The sequence below is a fragment of the Mariniflexile sp. TRM1-10 genome (assembly GCF_003425985.1).
Taxonomy (GTDB): Bacteria; Bacteroidota; Bacteroidia; order Flavobacteriales; family Flavobacteriaceae; genus Mariniflexile.
Genome location: NZ_CP022985.1, coordinates 491,988 through 518,163, shown reverse-complemented (window position 1 = coordinate 518,163; position 26,176 = coordinate 491,988). Strand labels below are relative to the sequence as shown.

Annotated in this window: 21 protein-coding genes and 1 pseudogene; 8 read left to right on the top strand and 14 right to left on the bottom strand. The window is 34.2% G+C overall.

The window, feature by feature from the left end; genetic code table 11:
* Positions 1-14 precede the first annotated feature (14 nt).
* Positions 15-881 (bottom strand): alpha/beta hydrolase, encoded by an 867-nt coding sequence (locus tag CJ739_RS02480; RefSeq protein ID WP_117172476.1) that lies wholly within the window; start codon positions 879-881, stop codon positions 15-17.
* Between the two features lie 17 nt (positions 882-898).
* Positions 899-1,492, bottom strand: coding sequence for an FMN-binding negative transcriptional regulator (locus tag CJ739_RS02475; RefSeq protein ID WP_117172475.1), 594 nt, complete (start codon positions 1,490-1,492; stop codon positions 899-901).
* A gap of 225 nt (positions 1,493-1,717) precedes the next feature.
* Here CJ739_RS02475 and radC point away from each other — a divergent pair, with 225 nt between their 5' ends.
* From radC to CJ739_RS02455, 4 genes are read left to right on the top strand one after another with little or no spacing between them, the layout of a single operon-like run.
* Entirely contained in the window at positions 1,718-2,416 is a 699-nt protein-coding gene (gene radC, locus CJ739_RS02470; protein ID WP_117172474.1) for a RadC family protein, read from the top strand.
* A 50-nt stretch (positions 2,417-2,466) separates the two neighbouring features.
* Entirely contained in the window at positions 2,467-3,768 is a 1,302-nt protein-coding gene (locus CJ739_RS02465; protein WP_117172473.1) for a polysaccharide deacetylase family protein, read from the top strand.
* Positions 3,758-4,447, top strand: a complete 690-nt coding sequence (locus CJ739_RS02460; RefSeq protein ID WP_117172472.1) for a YjjG family noncanonical pyrimidine nucleotidase — start codon at positions 3,758-3,760, stop codon at positions 4,445-4,447. The genes CJ739_RS02465 and CJ739_RS02460 overlap by 11 nt, the downstream gene beginning before the upstream one ends.
* A gap of 43 nt (positions 4,448-4,490) precedes the next feature.
* On the top strand, positions 4,491-5,318 hold the full coding sequence (locus tag CJ739_RS02455; RefSeq protein WP_117172471.1) for a hypothetical protein: 828 nt from the start codon (positions 4,491-4,493) through the stop codon (positions 5,316-5,318).
* 91 nt (positions 5,319-5,409) lie between these two features.
* Here the strand turns inward: CJ739_RS02455 and CJ739_RS02450 are convergent, their stop codons facing one another.
* Positions 5,410-6,687 (bottom strand): replication-associated recombination protein A, encoded by a 1,278-nt coding sequence (locus CJ739_RS02450; protein ID WP_117172470.1) that lies wholly within the window; start codon positions 6,685-6,687, stop codon positions 5,410-5,412.
* A 748-nt stretch (positions 6,688-7,435) separates the two neighbouring features.
* Here CJ739_RS02450 and CJ739_RS02445 point away from each other — a divergent pair.
* On the top strand, positions 7,436-8,161 hold the full coding sequence (locus CJ739_RS02445) for a rhomboid family intramembrane serine protease (protein ID WP_117172469.1): 726 nt from the start codon (positions 7,436-7,438) through the stop codon (positions 8,159-8,161).
* Between the two features lie 86 nt (positions 8,162-8,247).
* Here the strand turns inward: CJ739_RS02445 and rlmB are convergent, their stop codons facing one another.
* The 5 genes from rlmB to CJ739_RS02420 form a co-directional block, all read right to left on the bottom strand.
* The gene (rlmB, locus tag CJ739_RS02440; protein ID WP_117172468.1) at positions 8,248-8,994 is read right to left on the bottom strand and encodes a 23S rRNA (guanosine(2251)-2'-O)-methyltransferase RlmB; all 747 of its coding nucleotides are present in this window, start codon (positions 8,992-8,994) and stop codon (positions 8,248-8,250) included.
* A 65-nt stretch (positions 8,995-9,059) separates the two neighbouring features.
* Positions 9,060-9,605, bottom strand: a complete 546-nt coding sequence (locus CJ739_RS02435) for a lipid-binding protein (RefSeq protein ID WP_117172467.1) — start codon at positions 9,603-9,605, stop codon at positions 9,060-9,062.
* A gap of 11 nt (positions 9,606-9,616) precedes the next feature.
* Entirely contained in the window at positions 9,617-10,330 is a 714-nt protein-coding gene (locus CJ739_RS02430) for a BT_2262 family domain-containing protein (RefSeq protein ID WP_162880104.1), read from the bottom strand.
* Between the two features lie 57 nt (positions 10,331-10,387).
* The gene (locus tag CJ739_RS02425) at positions 10,388-11,881 is read right to left on the bottom strand and encodes a SusD/RagB family nutrient-binding outer membrane lipoprotein (RefSeq protein ID WP_117172465.1); all 1,494 of its coding nucleotides are present in this window, start codon (positions 11,879-11,881) and stop codon (positions 10,388-10,390) included.
* 16 nt (positions 11,882-11,897) lie between these two features.
* Positions 11,898-15,149, bottom strand: coding sequence for a SusC/RagA family TonB-linked outer membrane protein (locus tag CJ739_RS02420; protein ID WP_117172464.1), 3,252 nt, complete (start codon positions 15,147-15,149; stop codon positions 11,898-11,900).
* A gap of 64 nt (positions 15,150-15,213) precedes the next feature.
* Here CJ739_RS02420 and CJ739_RS20240 point away from each other — a divergent pair, with 64 nt between their 5' ends.
* Positions 15,214-15,375, top strand: a complete 162-nt coding sequence (locus CJ739_RS20240) for a hypothetical protein (protein WP_162880103.1) — start codon at positions 15,214-15,216, stop codon at positions 15,373-15,375.
* A gap of 167 nt (positions 15,376-15,542) precedes the next feature.
* Here CJ739_RS20240 and CJ739_RS02415 read toward each other — a convergent pair.
* From CJ739_RS02415 to CJ739_RS02390, 6 genes and pseudogenes are all read right to left on the bottom strand, one after another.
* A pseudogene (locus CJ739_RS02415) lies at positions 15,543-15,677 on the bottom strand (RNA methyltransferase substrate-binding domain-containing protein); the annotation flags it as partial.
* A gap of 73 nt (positions 15,678-15,750) precedes the next feature.
* Positions 15,751-16,488, bottom strand: a complete 738-nt coding sequence (locus CJ739_RS02410) for a hypothetical protein (protein ID WP_117172463.1) — start codon at positions 16,486-16,488, stop codon at positions 15,751-15,753.
* An 89-nt stretch (positions 16,489-16,577) separates the two neighbouring features.
* Positions 16,578-18,521 carry a S8 family serine peptidase gene (locus CJ739_RS02405; RefSeq protein WP_162880102.1) on the bottom strand — a complete coding sequence of 648 codons (1,944 nt, stop codon included), beginning with the start codon at positions 18,519-18,521 and terminating at the stop codon, positions 16,578-16,580.
* 140 nt (positions 18,522-18,661) lie between these two features.
* On the bottom strand, positions 18,662-20,134 hold the full coding sequence (locus CJ739_RS02400; RefSeq protein ID WP_162880101.1) for a RagB/SusD family nutrient uptake outer membrane protein: 1,473 nt from the start codon (positions 20,132-20,134) through the stop codon (positions 18,662-18,664).
* 10 nt (positions 20,135-20,144) lie between these two features.
* On the bottom strand, positions 20,145-23,270 hold the full coding sequence (locus tag CJ739_RS02395) for a SusC/RagA family TonB-linked outer membrane protein (protein ID WP_117172460.1): 3,126 nt from the start codon (positions 23,268-23,270) through the stop codon (positions 20,145-20,147).
* A gap of 117 nt (positions 23,271-23,387) precedes the next feature.
* Positions 23,388-25,013: a POTRA domain-containing protein gene (locus CJ739_RS02390; RefSeq protein WP_236951587.1), complete on the bottom strand. Its 1,626-nt coding sequence runs from the start codon at positions 25,011-25,013 to the stop codon at positions 23,388-23,390.
* A gap of 246 nt (positions 25,014-25,259) precedes the next feature.
* Between CJ739_RS02390 and rpsL the strand changes: the two genes are divergently transcribed.
* Together rpsL and rpsG are read left to right on the top strand one after the other, a co-directional pair.
* Positions 25,260-25,673: a 30S ribosomal protein S12 gene (gene rpsL / locus CJ739_RS02385; protein ID WP_100616309.1), complete on the top strand. Its 414-nt coding sequence runs from the start codon at positions 25,260-25,262 to the stop codon at positions 25,671-25,673.
* A gap of 22 nt (positions 25,674-25,695) precedes the next feature.
* The gene (gene rpsG / locus CJ739_RS02380) at positions 25,696-26,172 is read left to right on the top strand and encodes a 30S ribosomal protein S7 (protein WP_117172458.1); all 477 of its coding nucleotides are present in this window, start codon (positions 25,696-25,698) and stop codon (positions 26,170-26,172) included.
* Positions 26,173-26,176: the final 4 nt, after the last annotated feature.

Sequence of the window (26,176 nt, the reverse complement as noted above, 5' to 3'; positions counted from 1 at the left end):
AACGAGTTCAGAAATTATATCCCTAATTTATTCAAAAATTTCCAAATGCTTTTACTTAATAGTATGTTTTGTTTTTTTGTAAACTTACCGTGTTTGCCTTTTCTAAGGGTTAATAGTTCTGTTTTAACCCGATTGGCTTTTAGTTTTTTATAAAGTATTACCGATTGCATATAGGGTACAATAGGGTCTGCAGTACCATGTGCTATAAAAACAGGCGGGCTTTTGTAGGACACATAATTTATAGGCGATACCGATTTAACAAAAGCAGCATCGGTATTATTAAGGGATAGCCAATTGTTTGCCGATTTCCAATAAGCCAAAGGGCTTAAATCGGTGATGCCATATTTGTCTATAATGGCAGCTATTTTTATGTTTTCCGTGTTTGGACAATTGGTGTCAAATTGTTTATTGTTTCCCAAAAAACCAGCCATTAAAGCTAAATGGCCGCCAGCCGAACCGCCCATGAGTACGATTTTGGACGTATCGATGTTTAGTGCTTTGGCATGTTTGTGAATATATATTAAAGCACAACGTACATCTTCTATGGCTGCGGGGGCAGGAGCCATATCCGCCAATCGGTAAGCGACATTGGCTACGGCGTAGCCATTTTTAAAAAAGGTACTTAAACTTGTTTGGGATTCTTTATTACCACTTCGCCATCCGCCACCGTGTATATTTATAACTATTGGAGTAGGCGTCGTGTCATTAGGTTTTATGTATAAATCCATATATCCCACCCAATCGTTAACTTCTGTGTAGGCAACATCAACCTGTACAGTGTAATCTTCCGGATAAATAACCGAAGTGTATTCTTTTTCTTGAGAAACTGCCAAGTGCGAATAGCTTAAAAATGCAAATAAAAAAACGATAAAACGCTTCATAGTTTATGGGTGTGGGGTTAAAACACTTTGTTTAAAAAGTGTTCAATGCTTTCTTGGTTGGCACGTATCAATTCAGCCCGGGCATTTTGTATGTCTTGAGGCTTTTTGTCTTGTGAGAGTTTAAATTTCCCTTCCCAAGAATCTATGGTTATTTCAAATATGTCAATATAATCCAAAGCCCCGAGCATGCGCGGGTTATCGGGTTCTAAAACATATTTATGTTCTGGAGCTTCTAAAAACTCGGTCATTTTAATAATAGACTCTTTCAAGGCTTCTTTACTCTCTATAGCATTAACCGTGCCTTTTAAATGCACTTTAATATAATTCCAAGTAGGTAATTGGGTTGTCGCATAAATACTGGGCGAAATGTAGCATTGCGGCCCAGAAAAGAGGACCGTTACAGGCTGGCTGTCTTTTAATAAGGGCACCTGCGGATTTTGTTTGTCAATATGTCCAATTAATTTACCAACTTCGTTGTAAACCAAAGGTAAATGCGTAATGAAAGGCACGTTGTCTTTTATTGAAATTACAGTAGCCAATGGATAGGATTTTATTACATCAATTATATGATTTATCTCGTTATTTTGATGTATTTTTGGTGGATAGGTCAATGAATATACGATTTTAAGTTGACGATTATTGAATTATAAAATTACAATTAAGTGATTTAAACTTTTTGTTTGTAAGCGAAAAATTCGGCTTTTGTTTCATAATGAAGCCTTTTTTATGTTGCATAGCATCGCTACGGGACTTAAAAAAGTCAAAATTAGGGAACAAAATGTGAATTTTGTAGGTAAAAGAAAAGTTTAAATGACTTCAATATATATCTTTACTTTATGCAAGAAAAAACAGCCTCATTTTCAATAAAAAATTGGAGTCAAGACGACCAACCACGCGAAAAATTACTCTATAAAGGGAAGTCAACTTTAAGCGATGCCGAATTGGTAGCCATTTTAATTGGCTCGGGTAACCGAAGCGAAAGTGCTGTCGATTTGTGCAAACGCATTTTGGCAAGTGTAGATAATAACCTAAGTGAATTGGGGAAACTATCTATTATCCAACTTATGGAGTTTAGAGGTATTGGTGAAGCCAAAGCCGTTACCATTGCCGCTGCCTTAGAGTTAGGTCGCAGACGAAGAGGCGAGGAGGCCTTGGAAAAGAAAAAGATAATCAGCAGTGAATCGGTTTTCGAATTGATGCAACCTATTATTGGTGAACTGGAACACGAAGAGTTCTGGATTGTTTATTTAAACAATTCCAATAAGGTTATTTTAAAAACCCAGTTAAGTAAAGGCGGTATTACAGGTACCTTGGTCGATGTACGTCTAGTACTTAAAAATGCTTTGGAAGTAGGCGCAACGGGACTTATTTTGGCACATAACCATCCATCCGGCACCTTAAAACCCAGCAAAGCTGATAAACAAATTACCAGTAAATTACAAATAGCAGCAGAAAATTTGGATATAAAAGTGTTGGACCATTTAATTGTAACCGAAAATGCATACTTTAGTTTTGCCGATGAAGCCATTTTATAGTAATTGTTTTTAAAACTGTTTACTGCTGCTAAAAACGGGCAACTTATTTTATGCTTTTAGTTTATACACATAATATCACACCACGCTTAAAGTATGTTTTTAAACATATATGCACACGAGTTTTGGGTGTTGAGGTCTCTTTTACCACTAAAGTTGAGGAGTTTATTGCTCACGATAATTTAAAAATTTCATATACAAAACAGCAACTCAGTAATGAGTTTTTCATTAAAAGCCACGATATTTTATTTGAACAAGGTTTGAATGATATTGAAATTCATGTTCAAAATTGGGGAAACACCAAATGCTTCTTTTTTAATGGAGATAAAAGTGCCATACCTTTCGATATTTTTGCAGCATCCTTTTACCTTCTTTCAAGGTATGAAGAATATTTGCCCCATGTAAAAGACGATTTCGGACGCTTTATAGCAACCGAAAGTATTGCTTTTAAACATGATTTTTTACATCAGCCCGTTGTAGATATTTGGGCTTATAAGTTTAAGGAAGCGTTGCGGGTACAATTTCCGGAATTTGAATTTCCGCAAAGGGAATATCGTATTAAACCTATAATAGATGTGCCCAGTCCCTACCATTTTAAATTGAAAGGGCTTATGCGAAGTTTTGGGGGTTCTGTAAAAGATTTGTTTAAGTTCGAGTTTAAGAGTTTGTACAACAGGTTTATGGTTATTTTTAATTTAAAACATGACCCTTATGACACTTTTAAATACATTATCAATAAACAAAAACAAAGCAAGTTTAAATTTTTGTTTTTCTTTTTAATTGGTGATTTCTCAACTTACGATAAAGGCATTAATCCTAATAAAAGGAAGTTTGTGTCGCTTATTAAACATGTTGCCGATTATTGCGAAGTCGGTTTGAAAGTATCGTTTTTTGCCACCGACGATTTTTCGATTTTGAAAAAGGAAAAACTTAAAATGGAAGATATTTTAAATACAGCGCTGAAAGCATCCCGACAATCGTTTTCAAAATTAAACCTGCCAGAATCCTACAGAAATCTTATTGAACTTGAAATATTGGAAGATTACACCATGGGTTATGTGAACCAAATTGGTTTTAGGGCAGGCTCTTGCACGCCTTTTTTCTTTTACGATTTAGATTATGAAATTCAAACGCCTTTAAAGGTTTGTGCTTATCATGTTATGGACTATGTGTTGTTGAAAAACCAGTCGTTATTAGATAAAAAGAAAATGTTGAATAACGTTATTTATGAGGTGAAACAGGTAAATGGCGAGTTTATTCCGGTGTTTCATAATTATACATTTAGCGATATAGAACGGTGGAGGGGTTTTAAGGAATTGTTTAATATTATTTTAGAATCAGGAAATGAAAATTAGTGGTATTACCGATGTGTTTTTCGATTTAGATCATACGCTTTGGGATTTTGATAAAAATTCAGAATTAACATTTGACAAAATTTTTAAAATGAATGCTATAGCTATTGACTTGAATGAATTTTTATTACACTACCGCGACATAAATTTTCAGTATTGGAAACTTTACAGAGATGCGAAAATTGATAAAGAAGTGCTGCGCTTCGGCCGATTGAGGGATACTTTTGTGGCTGCCAATCTGCATGTTGAAGATGCCATGATAAGTAAACTATCAACAGATTATATCACCTATCTTACCGATAATAATTACTTATTTGAAAACACCATTGAAATTCTGGATTACCTGAGTTTAAAATACAATCTACATATATTGTCTAACGGATTTGAGGAAGTTCAATATAGAAAATTAACAAAATCGAACATTCATCATTATTTTAAAACTATTACCAATGGCGAAGATATTGGTATTAAAAAACCACATCCCGAAATTTTTCATTATGCCATTAAAAGAGCCGAAACAGAAATAAGCAGAAGCATTATGATTGGTGATGGTTATGAAGCCGATATAGAAGGCGCTATAAATGTAGGAATGGATGTTATTTATTTTGATACTAATAATATGAATATAGAAACTAGCGTTAAACAAATTAGAGGATTAATAGAATTAAAAAAATATTTATAAAAGTGTATCTTTACAAAGATTGTTTAACTATAATTAAATAAAAATGAAGCTTAAATATTTTGCCATACTAGTTACATGTTTACTTTCTACAAGTATATTTTCCCAAGCCAATTTAAACAATTATAAGTACGTTATTATACCGAATAAATACGATTTTTTAAAGGAAGCCGACCAATATCAGTTAAATTCATTAACCGAGTTTTTATTTGACAAATATGGTTTTCAAACGCTCATGGAAGGCTCCAATTACCCAGAAGATGTTATTAGAAACAGATGTTTGGCGTTGAAATCTAATGTAATAAAAGATTCGGGACTGTTTAAAACCAAATTAACGGTAGAGCTAAAAAATTGTAACGACCAAGTGGTTTATACTTCCGAAATGGGAGAGAGTAGAGAAAAAGAATACCAAAAAGCATATAACGAAGCATTGCGAGATGCTTTTAAATCTATTGAAGCGCTTAATTATAAATATGTGCCAAATACTAATAACTCCATTGCAGTTTCACAAAACGTAGAAAACGAGAGTGAAGTTTCTAAAGAAATACAGCAATTAAGAGAAGAAATCCAAAACTTAAAAAAGGAAAAAGAAGCTGTTGTGTCTGACAAAGTTGAGCCAAAAGTTGATGCGGTTGCAGAACCTATTGTAAAAGAAGCTCCATCGGGTGTTTTATATGCCCAAGCTATTGAAAACGGTTTTCAGTTGGTAGATAGTACGCCTAAAGTGGTTTATAAAATTAAAAAAACCAGTATTGATGGTGTGTTTTTAGTAGAAAACAAAAATGCCACTTTATATAAAAAAGATGCTAACTGGATTTTAGAGTATTATGAAAATAATGTTTTAAAGCAAGATGTTTTAAATATTAAGTTTTAAAATGTTTGGTTGTTTGTCGATTAGTTGTTAAGCCGTGAAAAAATAAATCAACTTACCCAAGACCCAACAACCAAGAACCAAGAACCATCAACTAATACCCATACTTATCCTTCCAACGTTGTTTTAAAAAATCCCGATGTGCATTTTCGCGAGCGTTATTTCCGGGGTCGTAAAGTTTGGTGTTTTTTACAGCGTCAGGCATAAACTCCTGATTTGCAAAATTATTTTCATAGTTGTGTGCGTATTGGTAATTTTCGCCATAGCCTAGTTCTTTCATGAGTTTTGTAGGGGCGTTTCTAATATCTAAAGGCACTGACAAATCGCCCGTTTCCTTTACCAACTGTTGCGCTTTACCAATAGCCATGTAAGCGGTGTTGCTTTTAGGCGAACAGGCTAAATACGTAGCACATTGGCTAAGTAAAATTCTGGATTCTGGATAGCCAATTGCCGTAACTGCTTGAAACGTGTTATTGGCGATAACCAATGCGGTAGGGTTGGCGTTTCCAATATCCTCACTTGCCGAAATGAGTAACCGACGGGCTATAAATTTTACATCTTCACCACCTTCAATCATACGCGCTAACCAATACACAGCGGCATTGGGGTCGCTCCCGCGAATGGATTTTATAAACGCTGAAATAATATCGTAATGTTGTTCGCCTGTTTTGTCGTAACGAACCGTATTGTTTTGAATTTTTTGTAATACGCTTTCGTCTGTAATTTCAATAACATCGGCGTTTTCAGAATTTACAATCAGTTCGAAAATGTTCAGCAATTTTCTGGCATCGCCACCCGAAAGCCTTAAAAGCGCATTGGTTTCCTTTAGGTTTATGGTTTTTTTGGATAAGGAGTCATCGTTTTCGATAGCACGCCTTAAAAGCATCTCTAAATCGCTTTTGTCAAAAGCGTTTAAAATATACACTTGACATCTGGATAAAAGTGCAGGAATCACCTCGAAACTTGGGTTTTCAGTAGTAGCGCCAATAAGGGTAATCCATCCTTTTTCAACCGCTTGTAATAAAGAGTCTTGTTGCGATTTGCTAAACCTATGTATTTCGTCAATAAACAAAATAGGGTTTTTAGTGGTAAACAAACCGCCACTTTGTTTTGCTTTATCAATAACATCCCTAACATCTTTAACCCCAGAATTTATGGCACTTAAGGTGTAAAACGGTCTGCCAGATTCGGCAGCAATAATATTTGCCAAGGTTGTTTTCCCCGTTCCAGGAGGTCCCCATAATATCATCGACGGAATTAAACCCTGCTTTATATGTTGTGTTAGTGCACCATTTTTACCCACCAAATGCGTTTGGCTTACATAGTCATCCAAGGTCTTTGGGCGTAATCGTTCTGCTAAAGGTTCATTCATAATGTAAAGTTAAAATAATTCCTGCGAAAATAGGAGTCTTCTTAATTGAAGTTTTTTAATAGAATCTAAAACCCGAAACCCAGAACCCAGAAGGTTAGATTGTTAAATAACTGTTTTTTAACATGACGACAAGATGCTATTCCCGATTCACCTTTCCCGAAATTAACGATTGACGATTAACGATTTATGATTGATGATTGAGAATTTAGAATTCAGAATTATGTATTCAGAATGTGGAATTGAAAACCCAGAATCCAACCGCTTAGAAGCCATAAGGTTAAAAAGTTAGACAGTTAGAAGGTTAAAAAGTTAGAAAGTTGGAAAAATGTTTTTGTAAAAATGACAAGACCTTTCTTTCACGCTTCACCTTTCATTTGAACCCAAAACCTTGAACCCCGAACCCAAGAGGTTAGAAAGCTGCTTTTTTAAATGACAAGATCCTCCTTTCACGCTTCACAATTTCACGCTTCTCCTTCACGATTCACCTCAACCCAAAACCCAAAACCCAGAACCTTGAACCCAAAACAGAACCCGAGAGGCTAAAAGATGTTTTTAAACGACGACAAGACGCTATTTCCGAATCACCTTTCACGATTCCCGATTCCCGATTTGAACCTCCCTGATTATAGTCGACTGATCACCAAATCTAGAATCCAGAACCCAAAACCTAGAACCCAAAACCTAGAACCTTTTGTGCCATTTTAGCATAAACTCAAAACTTGGTCAATTATTTGCTATATTTAATTCTATGAATGATCAACACCATTTTAAATTTTCAACAGGCGTTTTAGCATACCCTATTTTTTTTGTGCTTACTATTTGGTTTGTGTTTTGGTTTGAAGTGCGTTTTGGGTTCAACTTTAGTAAGTATGGGATTTACCCACAAACCTTAAAAGGGTTGAGAGGCGTTGTTTTTAGTCCGTTTATTCATGGCAGTATCCAGCATTTGTATCATAATAGCATTCCATTGTTTGTCTTGTCCGCGGCTTTATTTTATTTCTATAGGCCTATTGCATGGAAAGTTTTATGCTTCGGCATTATAGTTTCCGGTTTTTTAACGTGGTGTATTGGTAGGCCTTCTTATCACATTGGTGCTAGCGGATTAATTTATCTTTTGGTAAGTTTTATATTTTTCAAAGGTGTTTTTGCAAAGTATTACCGACTCATTGCCTTATCATTATTAGTGGTTTTTCTCTATGGAAGTATGATTTGGTATGCGTTGCCATTAGAAGAAGGCGTTTCTTGGGAAGGGCATTTATCAGGATTGATTACAGGACTTTTGTTTGCATTAACTTTTAGAAGATCTATAGCAAAACCTAAAAAATATGTTTGGGAGCAAACCGATTATAATGAAGCTGACGACCCATTTTTAAAGCACTTTGATGAAAATGGAAACTTTATTGAAAAGATAAACCCAGAAGTAGAGCAGGAGCAACCTGCAATAAATTATACGTTTAAAGAAAAGAAAGATTGATTTTTTGGTTGATGGTTGATGGTTGTTGGTTGGTGGGTTTTTGTCATCTGTCTTCCGTCATCTGTCTTCTTTGATTAACTCATAACTTACTGGTCAATTGTCAACCTTTGTCTCACCGCTTCATACAAAAAAGCACCACAGGCTACCGATACATTTAAAGATTCAATCTCGCCAAGTAAAGGTAATTTAGCTTTAGCATCCACTACTTTTAAAATAGAAGGGTTTATACCTCTATCTTCCGATCCCATAATTATGGCACAAGGCTCGGTAAAAGAAGTATCATATAGTGTGTCATCTGTTTTTTCAGTTGCAGCAATCACTTTGATACCCGACGATTGCATATAAAAAACGGCATCTTTAATATGGTCAACTTTACAAATAGGTATTTTAAAAACAGCACCGGCACTGGTTTTAATCGTATCACCGTTTACTGGAGCACCACCTTTTTTCTGGATAATAATACCATCAACCCCTGTACATTCTGCAGTACGTATAATAGCACCAAAGTTTCGAACATCACTCAATTGATCCAACAATAAAAATAATGGTGTTTTTCCTGATTCCATAACGTTCAGAACTAGTGTTTCTAAATCATGGAACTCAATGGGTGAAATTTGAGCAACAACCCCTTGATGGTTTTTATTGGTAAGTCTATTTAGCTTTTCAACAGGTACATACGATTTGTTAATCGAGTTTCTGTTGAGCACAGATTCTAACTCACTAAACAGTTCACCTTTTAAGCCTTTTTGAAGAAAGACTTTGTCAATAGTTTCACCTGCATTTACGGCTTCAATAACGGCTCGTATTCCAAAAATTTGTGTTTGTTCTTGCATGAGGTAAAGGTATAAAAAAACCACCTATGAAATTAGGTGGTTTTTTATAATTATTATCGTGAAAATTAATGATTATCATCTATGAAACCTGTCGCTTTATATCCAGCTATTTGATAAATGGTTCCTGGATCATCAGAAAATTCAATGTCAAATGAAATGCTATCTACAACGGTTCCACTACCCGAGGCAGTTGTCCCTTTTTTTACTATAATACCGTTAGTTACATTTACATCAATATCATAGGTTTCAATAACATTAGGGGTTGAAGAATCATCATCTTCAACACTGCTCGCTAAGTTAGTGCCAGAAAAAGACATACTTGACAGATTTATAGGAGTTTTAAATTTAAACCACCAGAAATTTTTATGATCATCCAACCAAATTTCAGTTCCGTCATTAGCAGATGTGTTATATATTGATATTTGAAAATAATCAGCAACTAAGTCTCCATCAACAGACACTTGAACATACCAATGTCCAGTAACTTCTTCTACTTTTATATCACTTTCATCAGGCACAGATTCAACTTGATCACAAGCTACGAAGGAACTCACGAAAGCAAAACTCAAAAATAGGTAGCCCAACTTTTTTAAAATTATATTATTTTTCATTTTATTGATTTTTAATTATAGTATTTATCAGTTTGAGTCCAAGTTGATACAAATGTATAACCAAAATCCCAGTTAACTGTAAGTGTAAGGGTTTTTGCAATCGGATCTACTACCAGACTAGTAAAAGTATTTGAGCCTCCAAAAGTACCAGTAGTAACATTTCCTTCACTAGTAAAACTATTTGTTGCAATGTTATTTGCTTTAAGAACCATGCCAGTTGTAGCATAAGTCACACCTAGTCCTCTTCCATATTCATACCAACCACCTTGTGCGTCAGATATGGCATATCTATCATCACCTAAGTCCCTAATAATAAAAGGACCATTGTTTTGATAACCAGCGGGTGAACTTCCGTCTCTTGCAACGGAAGCTGTATACATACCTGCTATACTGGTTACAAGATCACCATTACATTCAGGCCACAAAACTGTTCTAAATCCAGTGGCTGGAATGCCATCGGAATTAAAAGCACTATATGCTACAGAATAAACATCAGGACCATCATCCACTGAATTTCCTCCAAAGTATTTTCCAGTTACTTTTGTTTCTAAATCTATTTCTACTCCTCCAGCTGATGCTACAGCCCCGGGGTCTGTATAAGAGGGATTTTCACAATCAAGAACAACATCACCTCCCTCTAGGGTAATTAAAGGGAGGAATGTCACCTCTGACTTATCACTTGCACCGGGTGCCTCTACACTAGGGTCACAACTAGTTAATATCAATCCTATGATTGAAAACGTATATAATATTAATTTATAATTTTTCATCTTTATTTTTTTTTAATTATCCCAAAATATAGCATCAGTAATACTTCTTTGTGGTAACGCATTTGGATTGAAACTTCTTTCAGACTCTGGATACAACCATGAAGACGGAAATGTTCCACTTGGCAAAACAGAAGCTGGAGGTGTTTGAAAAATACCATCAGTAAATATTCTACTTGCAGGTCTATCAAATCTACGTGATTCAATCCATCCTTCGTCCTCTTGTGTTCCATTTAAAGAAATCCATTTTTGTATACCTATCATATCAAGTTTAGCATCTAATGTGGTTGCTCCAGCAAAATTTAAAGTACTAATGTAAGAAGCAGCATCAGCAACTCCCATATAGCCAAAATTTAACTCAATGGCTGTAGAAAATGCCGTTCCAGCATCATCACTTGTACTATATCTTGCAGCAGCCTCAGCTCTTAAAAACCAAACTTCCCATGGGCTCATTAAAATAACAGGTTTTGATGACGAATAGGCATATGCAGAAGCCATACTGTAATCAGAAGCCGGTGCAGTAAATGGTTCGTTGTCTATGGTTCCTTGATCTATCCCGTGTAATTGCCCTGCAAATGTTCCTGTAGTAGCTTTGGTGTAAAATACTTCGGCTCTAGGGTCGTCAAGTGATTCAAGTAAATCTAAAGTCGCATTACTAGCAAAATAAAACATACCTACTCCAAATTCAGCTCTAGCAAACATGGGGTTTTGATCACCAGTATTTCCAGTATATGGAATAAATGGCATATCAGCAACCGATTCAATAAAAGTACCAGTGCTAATAAGCGTTTGTATTGCAGCTCCTTGTGGACTAACTTCAGAAGTTCTCATTAAAACTCTTAACTTCAATGAATTTGCAAACTTAATCCATTTTGAAATATCAGTACTTTCTACTTCTTCATCATCATCATAGTAAATAAAATCACCAGGTCCTATTCTACTTATTTCATCCTCATCAGCTGTACTTAAATCTTCTAAAGCTTCATCTAACATTGCTACCAATGCTGGGTAAATAACAGTTTCTGCAGAATCATAATTTGGTGTTAATACAGAACCATCCTCAATAGATCCCGAAAGGGCTTCAGTAAATGGAATATCTCCAAAATGATCCACTAAACCTTGAAATAAATAAGCTTTTAATACATTGGCTATACCTCTATATGCTTTATTAGTACTAGTTTTAGTTATATAATTTAAATCTGCAAGTGAGTTTGCATACGCACGTTGCCAGTAACCATTAAAATCCCCAGGATCAGATACGTAACGTTCTTCATTACCAATTGAAACCCCAATTCCCCATGTGTAGTATTGACTCCAAAGGAAGGATTCACTGTAATTTAAATCGGTTTCAACAATATATCCCATAAAGCCAATAGCAGAGCTTAAAACTTGTTCGTCTCCAGCAGAAGGGAAAGTGTTAGGGTCTATATTAACTTCTTCTAAGCTATCATTACATGAAAAGCCTAGTGTTAATAATAGAATAAGAAATATATTTATTTTGTTCTTCATCGTATTATTTTTTTAATTAAAATGATAATTGTAAATTAAGACCTAAGCTTCTTGAAGAAGGTGTTTGTGTTGTTTCAATACCTTGACCATTACCTGTTGTTGAACTACCGCTATTATTTGTAGCAGCGGTAATACCATTAACTTCTGGATCGGCATATTTATTTTCATCAGGTAACCAATACATAAGGTTTTTACCATATAAAGAAATTCTAGCATTTGTAAAGAAAGTATTTTTTAAAATTTCTTTAGAAAATGTATAACTTAATTCCACTTCTCTTAATTTTAAATAACTTGCGTCAATTAATTGTGTTGAGACAGGTGCGTCATAATCAGTAAAATAAACTTGCTCGGTAATTTGAACAGTATTTTCAGAGAATGTACCATCTCCATTATCTACTACTGAATTTGGAAAGATAAAAGGTTCTCTGTTATAAACTGTTGTGTTAACGTTAGTTCCATTAAAATTAGTATTGTATTTAGTTTGAGAGGCAAACAGACCTCCTTTTTTCATATCCAATAAAATTCTAATTCCAAACCCCTTGTATTTGATATTTGTGCCAAAATTTAATAAATAATCTGGTTGGTAAGAACCTAAAAATACATCTTCACTAGTTTTTACAGGTAAACCAGTAGCATCAACAATAGTTTGTCCTTGAGCATTATACGTAAAATCATTACCTTTAAAAGTACCAAATGGCAGTCCTTCTTTTGCAACTAAAGAAACTGTAGTACCAGCAGCAAATCCATATGTGCCAATTGATAACTCGTCTATTTCATCAGTAACCTTAACTACTTTATTGTCATTTGTAGAATAAGATCCAAACAATTCAAAATCTAATCCTTCAACTACACCATTAAGAGGTTTTAAGGTTAAAGTAAGTTCATGACCTTTGTTCTCCATTCTACCAATATTGCTAGCGGTTGTAGTGTAGCCTGTAGATCTTGGAAGGCTGATCTCAACAATTTGATCATCATGAATTGAATGATAATAAGTATAGGCAACACTAACTTTGTTATTAAACAAACCTAGGTCGGTACCAACTTCGTAAGTAGTCGTTAATTCGGGTTTAAGTGTTGGATTTCCAATGGTGTTACCAATTGTAAACCCAGGTACACCATCTTTTGGAAAGGTAAGATCATAATCGCCTAATTCCACAATTTGAGGATTCCCCACAAAGTAAGAGTTTAATAAGTATAAACCAGCATCTTTACCTGATGTACCGTAGCTTCCTCTCAGTTTGGCGTAATTTATAACATCGTTTTTTATATCAAATAAATCTGTTAATACTAAAGAAGCACCAACAGCACCGTATAAAAAGGAGTTGTTTTCTGTTGGAAGCGTAGAAGACCAGTCATTTCTTGCTGAAAACTCTAAAAATGCTGCATTTTTATAACCAAGTGTTGCATTTCCTAAAACACCAAAAATTCTATATTTACTTCTATACATTTCAGAAGTAGGATTTTGCACACTATTAGCTAAATTGTAAACATCAGGAACAACTAGGCCACCTACTGAACTTCCTGTTAAACGTTCACTAGATTTTTGAAAGAAATTATAACCTGCTGCTGCTGTTAATGTAAGGTTTTCGCTAAATTCTGTATTGTAATTAGCCATAACAGTAGCATCAAGATTTTCTACTTTGGTATTGGAGTTAATATATTCTCCTAAAGAACTATGCTTTGAATTTCTCGTTGCGATTTGTAAGTCGTCAGTCCAAACCAATTGTTGAGCTGGTGTAAACGTAGGAGTCCATATATCTGTTTGAGTGTTTACAATATTACCACCAAAGCGACCTGTTATTGATAAATTTTCTAAAAAATTGTAAGTTAAAGAAGCGTTAGCTAATATGTTGTCGATGTTTCCTTCGTTTCCGTATTCATTTAAGATGTAATAAGGATTTACCGATGAATAAGATCCCCAGTATCCATTAATATCATGAAAAGGGCTTTTATAATCTCTTAATTCAGTAAATGGGATATTAACTGGAGATTGAACCGCCATTGCATAGGCATTATTTCCTTCAAAAGCACGCGATCCTTCTTGGACTGTATTTTGTTTGACATTTGCATAACTAACTTTAAAATCTGATTTAAGCTTATCGCTTAATTTTGCAGAAGCATTAAAGGTAATATTATTTCTTTTATAATAGGTGTTATCAAGTGTTCCTGATTGATCTGTACTACCATAAGAAGCGTAGTAAGTAAAAGCTTCGTTTGCTCCAGATATATTTATATTATTCGTAGTAGTATAGCCTGTGTTAAAAAAATCTTTCAATTGATTTCTTACAGCACTGTAGGGTCTTATTAAGGCTTCTAAAGACCCATCTCCATCGGAGTCGATAGGACTTGTCCAAGGTCTTACAACACCATCTAGAGCAGGTCCCCAAGACCAGTTTTCCCCAGAATCAAGATGTGCAGTATCATATCCTTGTCCAAATTTACTTTGGCGTTGTAGATTAATTATCGCCGTTTCCATTGAAGTCGAACCGTTATAATTGATTTGCATCTTTTTACCTTTACCGGTTTTTGTTGTAATAAGAACAACTCCCGAAGCACCACGTGACCCATAAAGCGAAGTCGCTGAGGGACCTTTTAAAATGGTTACAGATTCTATATCGTCAGGATTGACGTCATTAAATCTATTACCAAAATCGGAATATCCAGTTGTAGAAGATCCAGCGCCTCCAGAAGTGGACGTATTATCAATAGCAACACCATCAATAACAATTAAAGCGTTGTTGTTACCAGTAAGCGAACCTTCACCTCTTAATACGATTCTTGTAGATGCACCTACTGAACCTGAAGCAGTAGATAGTCTTACCCCAGCTGTTTTACCTCTTAAACCTTCTAGAGCGTTTTTGGTAGGAGTAGATAACAAATCCTCAGATTTTACTGTCTGGTTGGCATAAACTACTTGTTTTGCATTCCTATCACTACCAAAAGCAGTAACAACAACTTCTTCTAAAGCCTGAGCATCTTCACTAAGTGTGACATTAATTGTATTCGATGCTCCGACATTCACTTCTTTAGTAGTATAGCCAACAAAACTAAAGACAAGCGTAGCGCCTTGATTAGCTTTAATTGAATAATTACCATCGAAATCTGACGATGTACCAGTTGTAGTACCTTTTACTAAGACAGTCGCTCCAGGCAAAGGCAAACCAGATGCATCTGATATTGTGCCTGAAACAGTCTTTTCTTGTGCGAACGTTAGTTGCACGACAAACGCTAGTAATAGCGTTAGTATTCCACTAAACTTTGTTTTCATTTTATAATTATTTGAATTAGTCAATATCAAAAATCATAATAAAAAGTTAATAAAACAATAAATAATGGTTAAAATTTACGATTTAGGGCAAAAAATTAAGAAAATGATAAAATACGATGCTTGGGTTTCTCGTAAATTAAGTAAAGGTTCGGATTTACACCATTTTAATTGCAAATCTATAGTTTGGACCATAAATGAAAGTTTTGAATCTATTTTTTACTTTTAGTTATAGTTTTGAACAATAATTTGAATGTACCACTAAAAGGATAAGCACATTCAGAAGTAAGTCGACTTTTGATTAAAACATAAAAAAATGACCGATATTTAAAATCAAAATCGGTCATTTTTTATTTTCAAGAAGTTTTATAGGATACGTTTATGTCAAAAAATGGATTTTAACAAAGATTTTAATTCATTAAATAGTTCACCTTTTAAGCCTTTTTGAAGAAACGCTTTATCTATAGTTTCGCCTGCATTTGCGGCTTCAATAACAGCGCGTATTCCAAAAATTTGTGTTTGGTTTTCCATGGAGGTAAAGGTATAAAAAAAACAGATTGCTAGATGGCAATCTGTTTTTTTTATAAAAATGTTATAATTGAATTTAATTACTAATGGTAAATTGTTTTGATGTTCCGTAGCCAAAATCACCGATAACTTCAGTTAATTTTGTTCCGCTATTAGTTATTGTAGCGCTTCCATTTGCAGGATAAGAAAGCCCATCACCATATTTATCGTTAATAGTGAATGTGTAAGTTCCAGGAGCTAAACAAAAAGTAGCAGAAGCACTAACTTGACCTTCAGTATAGGTGCCTAAAGCAGCAGAGTATAAAACGGTATCTGAGTTATCTTTTATTTCCCAACTTGTTTCATCACCGTATCCGTCAAAAATAATATCTAAAACGGTCTCAGGATAAGGACAAACTTGTTGAAGGTTTAATTTTATAGGCTCACCAAGCAATATCTTATCCTCAGATTTAATTTCAATTACTACAATATCTAGACCAGAAGCTTTTATATTCTCACCAATGGCATTAAGTGAAAATGAGCCAGTATTACTGCCAGCAGGTATTGTTACGGAGCTAGGAATACTATATGCGGTAGCACTTGCAGTAGTCAAATTTGGAACTATATTTATAGAAAAAGTTCTATCGAAATTCTTTGTCTTGGTAGCATAAATTGAAACATCTTGTGATTTAGTTCCAGTAGGATCAACACCTATTGCAAAATCAGATACAAAACCTACATAGTCAATGTTTACTGGTTCTTGATCATCTACGTTGCAACTATTTAAAACAAATAGTAAAATTGTTACTAAGGATAAAAATTTAATTTTTTTCATAATTTTAATCTTTTAATTATTCATTTGAGTTAGTCAATTCCAAATATAAACAACATAAATTATATTTGAAAGTATTGAAAAATAGGTGGTTACCTAATTAATATTTTTCTGTTATAAATTCCATTTCCATTTTGAATATTTAAGAAATAGATTCCTTTTAAAAAATTTCCCGTATTTATTGCTTCTTCAATTACAGAATTATTGATTTCCATTTCCTTTTGATAAATGACCTTACCAAGTATATTATATAAACGAATTTTAATTTTAGGTTCTGTGGGTTTAAAACGAAAATTTAAAATGTCACCTGCAGGGTTTGGCCAAACAACAATGTTGTCAAGGGGTTTTTGAGTTGCGCTTAAAGTCAAGTCAGAACCGGTTACAATTAGCGAGAATGCTTGTGAACCATTAGTTAGGCTCCCTTTGTGAGTAACAGTTAGTGTGTAATTTCCAGCACTTGGTGTTGGGATATCTATTCTTTCTATGTTGTCAACAGTATTGTCACCTTTTATTGCAGATCCAGCAACATTAGCAGTATTTAATTTCCAAGGAAAAAAAACTGTACTGTTTTCATTTTCAATTCTGATATCTAAATCATTTACTAATCTAGGCGTAAGAACATTGTTTAAGCTTGAAGAAACTGTACCTGCTGGATCTGTCCAACAAATAGTTGCAGAAACTGGTCCGTTAGCACTTGCTGAAAATTGATAGGTATAGGTTCCTTTATCATTTAAAGTAAGTTCTTTTATAACTGCGGTCCCATTTGAATTTCCTTGTATAACTAAAGCTGAGGCTTCTGCATCAAGAAGACCCCAACCAAAAATAGGATCTGGACCTATTCTACTTGCGTTATCTATAGCTGTATGACAAACTAAACCTTTCAAGGTTGCAGCTTTCATATAGCTTGCATTTATACGATTATAGTATTCTTGCAGGAGCAGCAAAGTACCAGCAACATTAGGTGATGCCATAGAGGTTCCAGAAAAGGTGGAATATTGAGTGTTAGATCCAGAAGTTGATGAATAAACATTTGTGCCATCTCCTGCAATGTCTGGTTTTATTCTAAAATCATCTGTTGGCCCTTGGCTACTACTCGTGTTAATAGGGAAATTTATTAGTGTGCCAAATTCTGGATGTACAGATGGATTTGCATTGGCAACAACTAAAATATTCTTAGCTGTTTTGTTACCAGTTAGTTTATCATATCCCACACCTAATCCACCAGTGTAGGTTTCACTTCCATCATTACCAGCAGAATTTACAGCTAAATAATAAGGAGACTGAAATGAAACTTGATCCCAAGCTCTTGCATCAGTCGAATAAGACCCAATGTCTTTTGCATCAACTTGTTGTACATTTGAAGAATTATATATAGGTACTCCATACGAATGATTTGAAATAAGTAAACCATTTGCGGCTTCAGTCAATGCTTCTTGATCGTCAAGACCCCAATCAAAAGATCTTAAAGTTGCTTTTGGAGCCATTCCTTTTGCATTAACATCTGTGCCCTTTGCAATAAGTATACCCGCTACATGAGTGGCATGGTCACTTATTGGTCCAAAAAAACCGTTTGGAAATTCTGGGTAAATCACTCTAGATACAGGAATTGCTTCGCCGTCTTCAAACTCAACATGGGTTCCTCGTACACTTTCCTCATCCCAAACTGCTATAACCATATTCGTTCCATCCAAATTCAGTCCTAAATTTCCGCCCGTTTGTAATTTATCAGTTTTGGTTGACTTAGCACTATTTAAACTATGAGTAGTTCTATAAACAGGATGCCCATTCACAATATCGTAAATATTATAGGTTTTACCTTTTACTATTATATTTTTACTGGATTTGTTATTCCTTTTTAAGTAATCTAAAATCTTATTTTCTCTAACTAAAAAACTAGTTTCTAATTCTTCTTTTAGCTGATTTATAGCTTCAAAATTATAATTTTTGGTAATAACTTCTCTCTCAGTTTTAGTTTGAGCATTTAATGATATAGTAATCAGGCTAATTAAACTAAAAACAGATATAATGTTTTTCATACGTTCTACATTTGAATTAAGCAATTAAAGTAGGCTGATAAAACGTGTTTGTAAATCAACAGTTTCTAAACAAAATGGAGCAGTTTTGTAATAAATAAAACTGCTCTTTTGTTTATAACTTAAGTTATTATTAATAGTTATTAGTTATTAATGCTTTCATCAATGTTTGGATTGGCATCAATTTCCCTCTGAGGTATTTTTAAGAAGAATAGATCACTATTAGCTGGTACAGAAACAGGAACTCTATGTTCTGGCGAAGTTCTAGTAATGGGTAGGCCATATCGTTTTGCGTCAAACCATTCTACGCCTATTTCTCCGTAAAGTTCTTTACGTCTTTCTAATAAAATTTCATCTAATAAGGCTTGTCCAGAATTTGTGGATTTTATAGCATTAGGATCTCTTGCAGATTGTAGTGCAAATAATAAATCTCTGGCATCATCTTCAAAACCTAAATGATATTGTGCTTCAGCATCAATTAATACCATTTCAGATTTTCTCATCAAAGGAGCATCAGCATCAAAAGAAAAAGCAAATTTCGTAAATATATATTCTCTATATTTTGTTGCAGTAGGGCCATAGTAATCTTTAACAAAGGTATTTCTTATGTCTGAGGGAGAAAATTTTTCCACAAATAAACGGTTTGCATAAGCAGCTTTGTATGATAAATTTAAGTGATCTGTCATAACAGCAGGAGTTGTTACCCAATAATAAGATGTTTCGTTTGAACCGTCTTGAAATAAGCCCCATATCCATTCATCATCTTGTAAATTATTAAAACCAGCTCCCCAATTTGAAGAAACAACAGCAGAAGTGGCATTGCCACCATAAGCAGCTTTAGCTGCGTTAGATGCACCTAACCAATCATCTTGCGTAACTAAGAGAACACGTGCTAAAATTCCTTGTGCTACGGCTTTGTTTATATAACTTTTACCTAACCTAGTTGTAGGTAAATCTGGAATAGCAGTTTTTAAATCATCCAATATAGAGGCATAAAAATCACTTAGAGGTACAGGTGCGTTACCTTCAGATGATCCACTAGCCTTTTCGGTATATAGTGGTAAACGCACTAAACTTCTATTGTTATTGTAATTAGGAGCAAACTCTAAAGCAATTTGAAAATGGTGGAACGCTCTTATTGTTTTCCCTATAGCAATAAATTCTTTTTTAACACTTTCTTCAAAATCACTTTCTTCAACACCAGTAATTAGTGTATTGGCATAGTTAACAGATTGGTAGTTAAAAAACCAAGCGAAATTAGTCCTTCTATAAGTAGGCTCTCTATTTTCATGTGCATAATCAAATTGAAAATGGCTTACCCCTAATCCAACATCACTTCCTTTTATCATTCTAGCAAAATACATAGAATATAAGCCACCAGTGTCAGGACTAGAATTATTTACACCATCTGAAATATCATCATCCCATTGGCCTTTATAATTTGCATAGATACCCGATATAAATGCTTGGGTAATTTCTTTGCTGGTAAATACAACAGATTCATTTATACCAGATGTATTTTGTGGCTCCTCTAAAAACTCTTTTGAACAACCAACAAATGTTAGAGCTAAAAGCAGTATAGAAACACTTCTCTTTAAAATATTATTATTTTTCATTTCTTTTTTTTTAAAATTCAATATTAACACCTATTGCAGTAGTAGCTTGTAGTGGTGATCTCCTATTGGTAACACCGCTAAAAGCTTGTTCAGGTTCGATGCCTTCATGTGATTGCCATGTAAATATATTATCTGCTTGAGCGTATAATCTAACCTTGCTTAAACCTATTCTTTTTATGGCCGTTTGAGGTAGGCTGTATCCAAAAGTTAAGCTTTTTAATCTAATATAATCGTTTTTGTATAAAAAACGAGTTGATTGAGAGGCATGATCATTATTAGCAGCAAGTAATAAAGGAACATTGGTTATGTCTCCTGGGCTTTTCCAAGCTTTAAAGTTGTCTGGATGTGCGGCACCTCCTGGGCTTTCAAAAACGTTTATAAGACTAGAGTAATCTGTATCTAATAAATAAGCACCAAAACTGAAGTTGAATAGCACACCTAAGTCAAATTGTTTGTAAGTTATTAAATTTGTAAAACCACCAATTACATCTGGTAATGATGTTTCTCCTTGTTCGTATCGGGTAGCTTCACTATAAACTTTAGTTGTAACTTTATCTATAACCTCACCATCTACATCTAAAACATCTTTAAACCACATGCCAAAACCATCTGCGGGATCTACACCTGCCCATTCTTGAATATAAAAATCAAATAATGAATTTCCTTCTTTCCATAGTTTTGAGCCACTAACAAATTGATCTTGAGTAAGTTCTTTTATCTCATTCTTGTCTAGTGAGAAATTAACGCCGGCTTCCCAAGAAAAGTCTTCTTTATTTATAATTTTGGAATTTAAAGCAAACTCCCAACCATAATTTCTTAGTGTACCATTATTGGTTCTAATTTGTTTAACTCCTGTTGATGGAGCTAGTGGTACATCATAAATTAAAGCTTTAGATTCCTTGTTATAATAATCAACACTACCAGAAAGTACACCATTGAACAAATTAAAATCTAAACCAAAATTTGCTGAAGCTGTTTTTTCCCAAGATAATAAAGGGTCCACAACACCTTCTAATAATATTCCAGAATTTCCTTCATTAGTATAACCAGACTGGAAAACTGATTGATAAGGGAATAGGCCTATCCCTCTGTTATTACCTAACTCACCATAGGATGCCCTTAGTTTTAAATAGTCAACAACATTACTGTTTTCTAAGAAAGATTCATTAGAAACTATCCAGCTACCACCAGTAGAAAAGAAGTTACCCCAGCGTGTGTCTGTAGCAAAACGAGTAGAGCCATCTCTCCTTCCAGAAAACTCTAAATAGTATGTTTTGTCAAAATTATAAGCAACTCGAGCTAAATAACTATTTAATCTTTCTGAAATTTTTAAGCCTCCTACACCTTCTGGTGTTGATGCATCACCAAGTTGTCCTTGTCCAGGTAAAAAACCTGTACCTTGACTTCTTAAATCATTCTGTGTACTTGTGTAAGCTTCAGTTATAGCATCAATGGATATGTTGTGATTCCCAAAACTTGTTTGATAATTTAAGCTTTGTATAGCATTTAAAGTTGTTAATATGTCTCGGTTTTGAGTCACACGACCTTGCACATTTGAAGCAGCTCCAATTTTATCATCATCAAAGCTATATTGATCAAATAAATAGTTTTCATAACTTAAGCTTGTTTTAAACTTTAATCCTTCAACTATATTAATTTCAGCATACGCATTCCCAACATAGTTGCTTCTAACAACATCTTCTTTGCCTAGCAGTAGTGATGCATGAATACTTTCTCCACTATATACAGGTCTAGAACTGTTTACTACTTGACCCGGTACCAAGCCATTTCCTAAATCATAAATTAATCCACCTTCAGTATCTCTGATAAAGTTACCGTTAGCATCACGAGCATAAACAGGATATACACTTGACATACCGTATATCCAAGTGATAGCTTGCGTAGTACTACCTGATGTTTGATCAGGCGATCCTGATTGAGACCTAGAAAAGCTATTATTTATACCTACTTTCAACCAATCTTTTAATTGGGATTCTAAATTTAATCTTGTTGAAACTCTTTCGAAATCTGATGTAATCACAGGACCATCTTCATTTAAGTAATCTAAAGAGAAGAAGTATGTGGTTTTGTCACTACCCCCAGAAATGTTAAGGTTGTGATTTACTCTTGTTACATTATTATTAAACACTTCGTCCTCCCAATTTGTTTCCCATAATAATGAAGCACCAGGTACTAAGTTGCCATTAACATCTATAGGAGTGGAAACATTATATGGGTTGTAGCCTAGATAATCAGTTAAATCGGCAGTTGCATTTGTAGCGGCTGCTGCGGCAGATTGCCCAGATACGTATTGATTTGAGTTTCTGAGAGCTTGCCATGTTAGTTTCATGTAATCTTCACTACCTACCATGTCATGGATCCCTTCAGTATTTTTAGATACACCAAACTGAGATCTAATACTTACAAGAGGATCTGTGTTTCTTTTTCCTTTTTTTGTGGTAATTAAAATAACACCATTGGCACCTCTAGAACCATATAAAGATGTAGAAGAGGCATCTTTCAATACAGATATGGATTCAATTTGGTCTTGACTTATAGTGTTTAAGTTACCATTAAACGCAGCACCATCAAGAACAATAAGTGGAGCCTGGTCAGCATTTATACTAGAAAATCCCCTGATTCTTATATCAGGATTATTTCCTGGTTGACCACCAGCAGTTAATAAATTAACACCTGGAACGGAACCTTGTAAAGCTCTTAAAGGAGAAGTTACTTGTTGGTTGCCTATTGTTTCAGAGGATACAATTCCAACAGATCCGACAATGGATTCTCTTGTTTGCGTACCATAAGCAACAACAATAACTTCTTCAAGAGATGTTGCATCATCTTTTAAAGTAATATTGATGGTATTTGAAGCTCCAACTGTAACTTCGGTAGTTACATACCCAACAAAACTAAATACAAGCGTAGCGCCTTGATTAGCTTTAATTGAATAATTACCATCGAAGTCTGACGATGTACCGGTTGTAGTACCTTTTAGTAAGACAGTAGCTCCAGGTAAAGGTAAACCAGATGCATCTGATATTGTACCTGAAACAGTCTTTTCTTGTGCGAACGTTAGTTGCACGACAAACGCTAGTAATAGCGTTAGAATTCCACTAAACTTTGTTTTCATTTTTATAATTATTGAGTTAGTCAATGCCAAAAATCATAATAAAAAGTTAATAAAGCAATAAACAATGGTTAAAATTTATGATTTAGGGCGAAAAATTAAAAAAATGACAATTAAAGACTAGAAATTAGCTGTCAAACTAAGATGTATTTTGGAATTTGAAAGTTTAAATGACGTATCTTCAGTTTTCCCATTGGCGTAGTTGAACTTTAGTAGACCGGTTTTAGTTAAAATGCCAAAGCCAAAACCTATCCCTAATAGTTTTTCTTCGGTGCTAGAAATTTTATTTTCAAAGTAGGCTATATCGGTAATGGTATGGATGTAGATAGAGTTGTTAAGTTGAAATCGGTATTCAGTGTTTGTGACTCCCAATAATGTTGCGTAGATACTGTTTTCTTCAAAACCTCTTATGGAATTGATGCCACCAAAGCGGATAAGTTCATTTTCGAAATAAGTTTTGGAGTTAAGCGTCGCACCATTTACTCTTAAATAGATACTGTTTTTAATATCTAGATTAAAAATTTTAAAAGCATCAATATTTAATAAGGATTGTTTTTCTTGTTGGTTTGATTGGTTTCTTTTTCCAAAGTTACTTTCAAAGTATAGTTGTGAATTAATAGGGAACAGCAGATTGAAACTTTGGTTCTTTAAAAACTGATAAGCAAAGGTGTAGTAAGTTGTTTGGTAATCAAATATAGCCGACGAGGACACTTGATTTAATAAATTACTGGATTGTGTAGATGAAATTCCCGAATAAACTTTATGCTTAGCGTTTATTTGATAATGTATTTTGGCGTTCTGATTTACCGTAGAAAATGATGAATCTCTTTTAAAAATACGTAATGTAAAATCTAATCCAATAGGCGATTTAAACAAATAGGGGAGCGATAAATTAGTTTCGAAAGTCTTTTGGTCGTTCTCATCACTTTTGTAAAGAAGCCTAAACGATTCACCGTAATTTAAATTATTAGTTAAGTTTAGATTTAAATAACCATCAAATTGCAATTTATTGGTGTCTTCATTCGTGCCAAAACCTAAAAAGCCGTCAAATGAATTGCTCTTTGTTTTTTGAAGATATAAATATAAAGTTGTAGAATCTTTCGAAAATAAAACTTCAGGCGATTTTATTTCGCTTGCAAACTTTAAATTATTTAATTGCTCGGTTTTTGCTTTTATAACATTGAGACTAAATGTTTGATTGGGTTTGATTTTTAGGTAGTGTTTTAGATACGAACGCGGAAATTTATCATATCCTTTTATTATAATGTCACTTATTACTCGTTTTTGATGTGTTGATTCTACAATCAAGTTCGCTTTTAAACTAGACTTGCTAGCTACTTCAATATTTGATAAATACAATTTTGAAAATGGAAATCCTTTTTCAGATATCTTTGAGTTTATAAAATTTAACGTGTTTTCAAGTTCGCCAACAGGTATGGTGAAATAATGATCAAATACTTTTTTTGATAGAGTATTTAATAGTTTTTGGGAAATAAGCGATTTATCATAGTATATAGAGATGCTGCTATACTTTTTTTTCAGATGAATTTCGGTAGAAAAAACAGAGTCATTAAGCCTATTAATATGTTTCAATTCATTTTCAATGTAACCAATTCTATATAGGGTTTTTTGAAGCGAATCTACTTCTCTTTTAATAGATAAATAATTTTCATGGTTTTTAGTATAATTCAAAGAGTCGATAGTAGCAGTTTCAGCCACAGTGCTTCCCTCAATCTTAAGTTGCAAGTTTTGGCAAAACAGTACTGAAGAACATAGTAGATATACAATAAGGTATAAAAGGGATGTTTTACGCACGGCTTAATGACTGTTTTATCATGTAAATCTAACGGAAAATTGACACTAATAATATAACTAATAAAAAAATATTATAAATGATATGAAAATTAATGAATTAGGATTTGAATTTTACATTTTAATTTCTACCTTTGCAGCCCTCTTAAAAGAGGATTATTAAATTTATATATAATATATATGCCAACAATTTCACAATTAGTACGAATAGGAAGAGCCAAAATAACCAAGAAGAGTAAATCGGCTGCTTTAGATTCGTGTCCACAAAGACGTGGGGTTTGTACGCGTGTTTACACAACAACACCTAAAAAACCTAACTCAGCAATGCGTAAAGTAGCAAGGGTAAGGTTAACAAATGGTAATGAGGTAAATGCGTACATCCCAGGTGAAGGTCACAATCTACAAGAGCACTCGATAGTATTGGTTAGAGGTGGAAGAGTAAAAGATTTACCAGGAGTTAGATATCACATCGTTCGTGGTGCCCTAGACACAGCAGGTGTTGCAGGGAGAACACAACGTAGATCTAAGTATGGAGCTAAACGTCCAAAACCAGGACAAGTAGCTGCAGCTCCAGCAAAAGGTAAGAAAAAGTAATTAAAACTTTTAAGAAGAAGACATGAGAAAAAGAGCAGCAAAAAAGAGACCGCTTTTACCAGATCCACGTTTTAACGACCAGTTAGTGACTCGTTTTGTTAATATGATGATGTGGGATGGAAAGAAGTCTGTGGCTTTTAAAGTATTTTACGATGCGATTGACATTGTAGAGTCGAAAAAAACAAACGAAGAAAAAACAGCTTTAGAAACTTGGAAAGATGCTTTGTCTAACGTTATGCCTCACGTAGAAGTACGTAGTCGTCGTGTTGGTGGTGCAACATTCCAAATTCCAATGCAAATTCGTCCTGACCGTAAAGTTTCAACAGCAATGAAATGGCTAATTAGCTATTCTCGTAAAAGAAACGAAAAATCTATGGCACAACGTTTAGCTTCAGAAATTTTAGCAGCAGCTAAAGAAGAAGGAGCAGCGGTTAAGAAAAGAGTTGATACTCACAAAATGGCAGAAGCTAATAAAGCATTCTCTCACTTTAGATTTTAATACG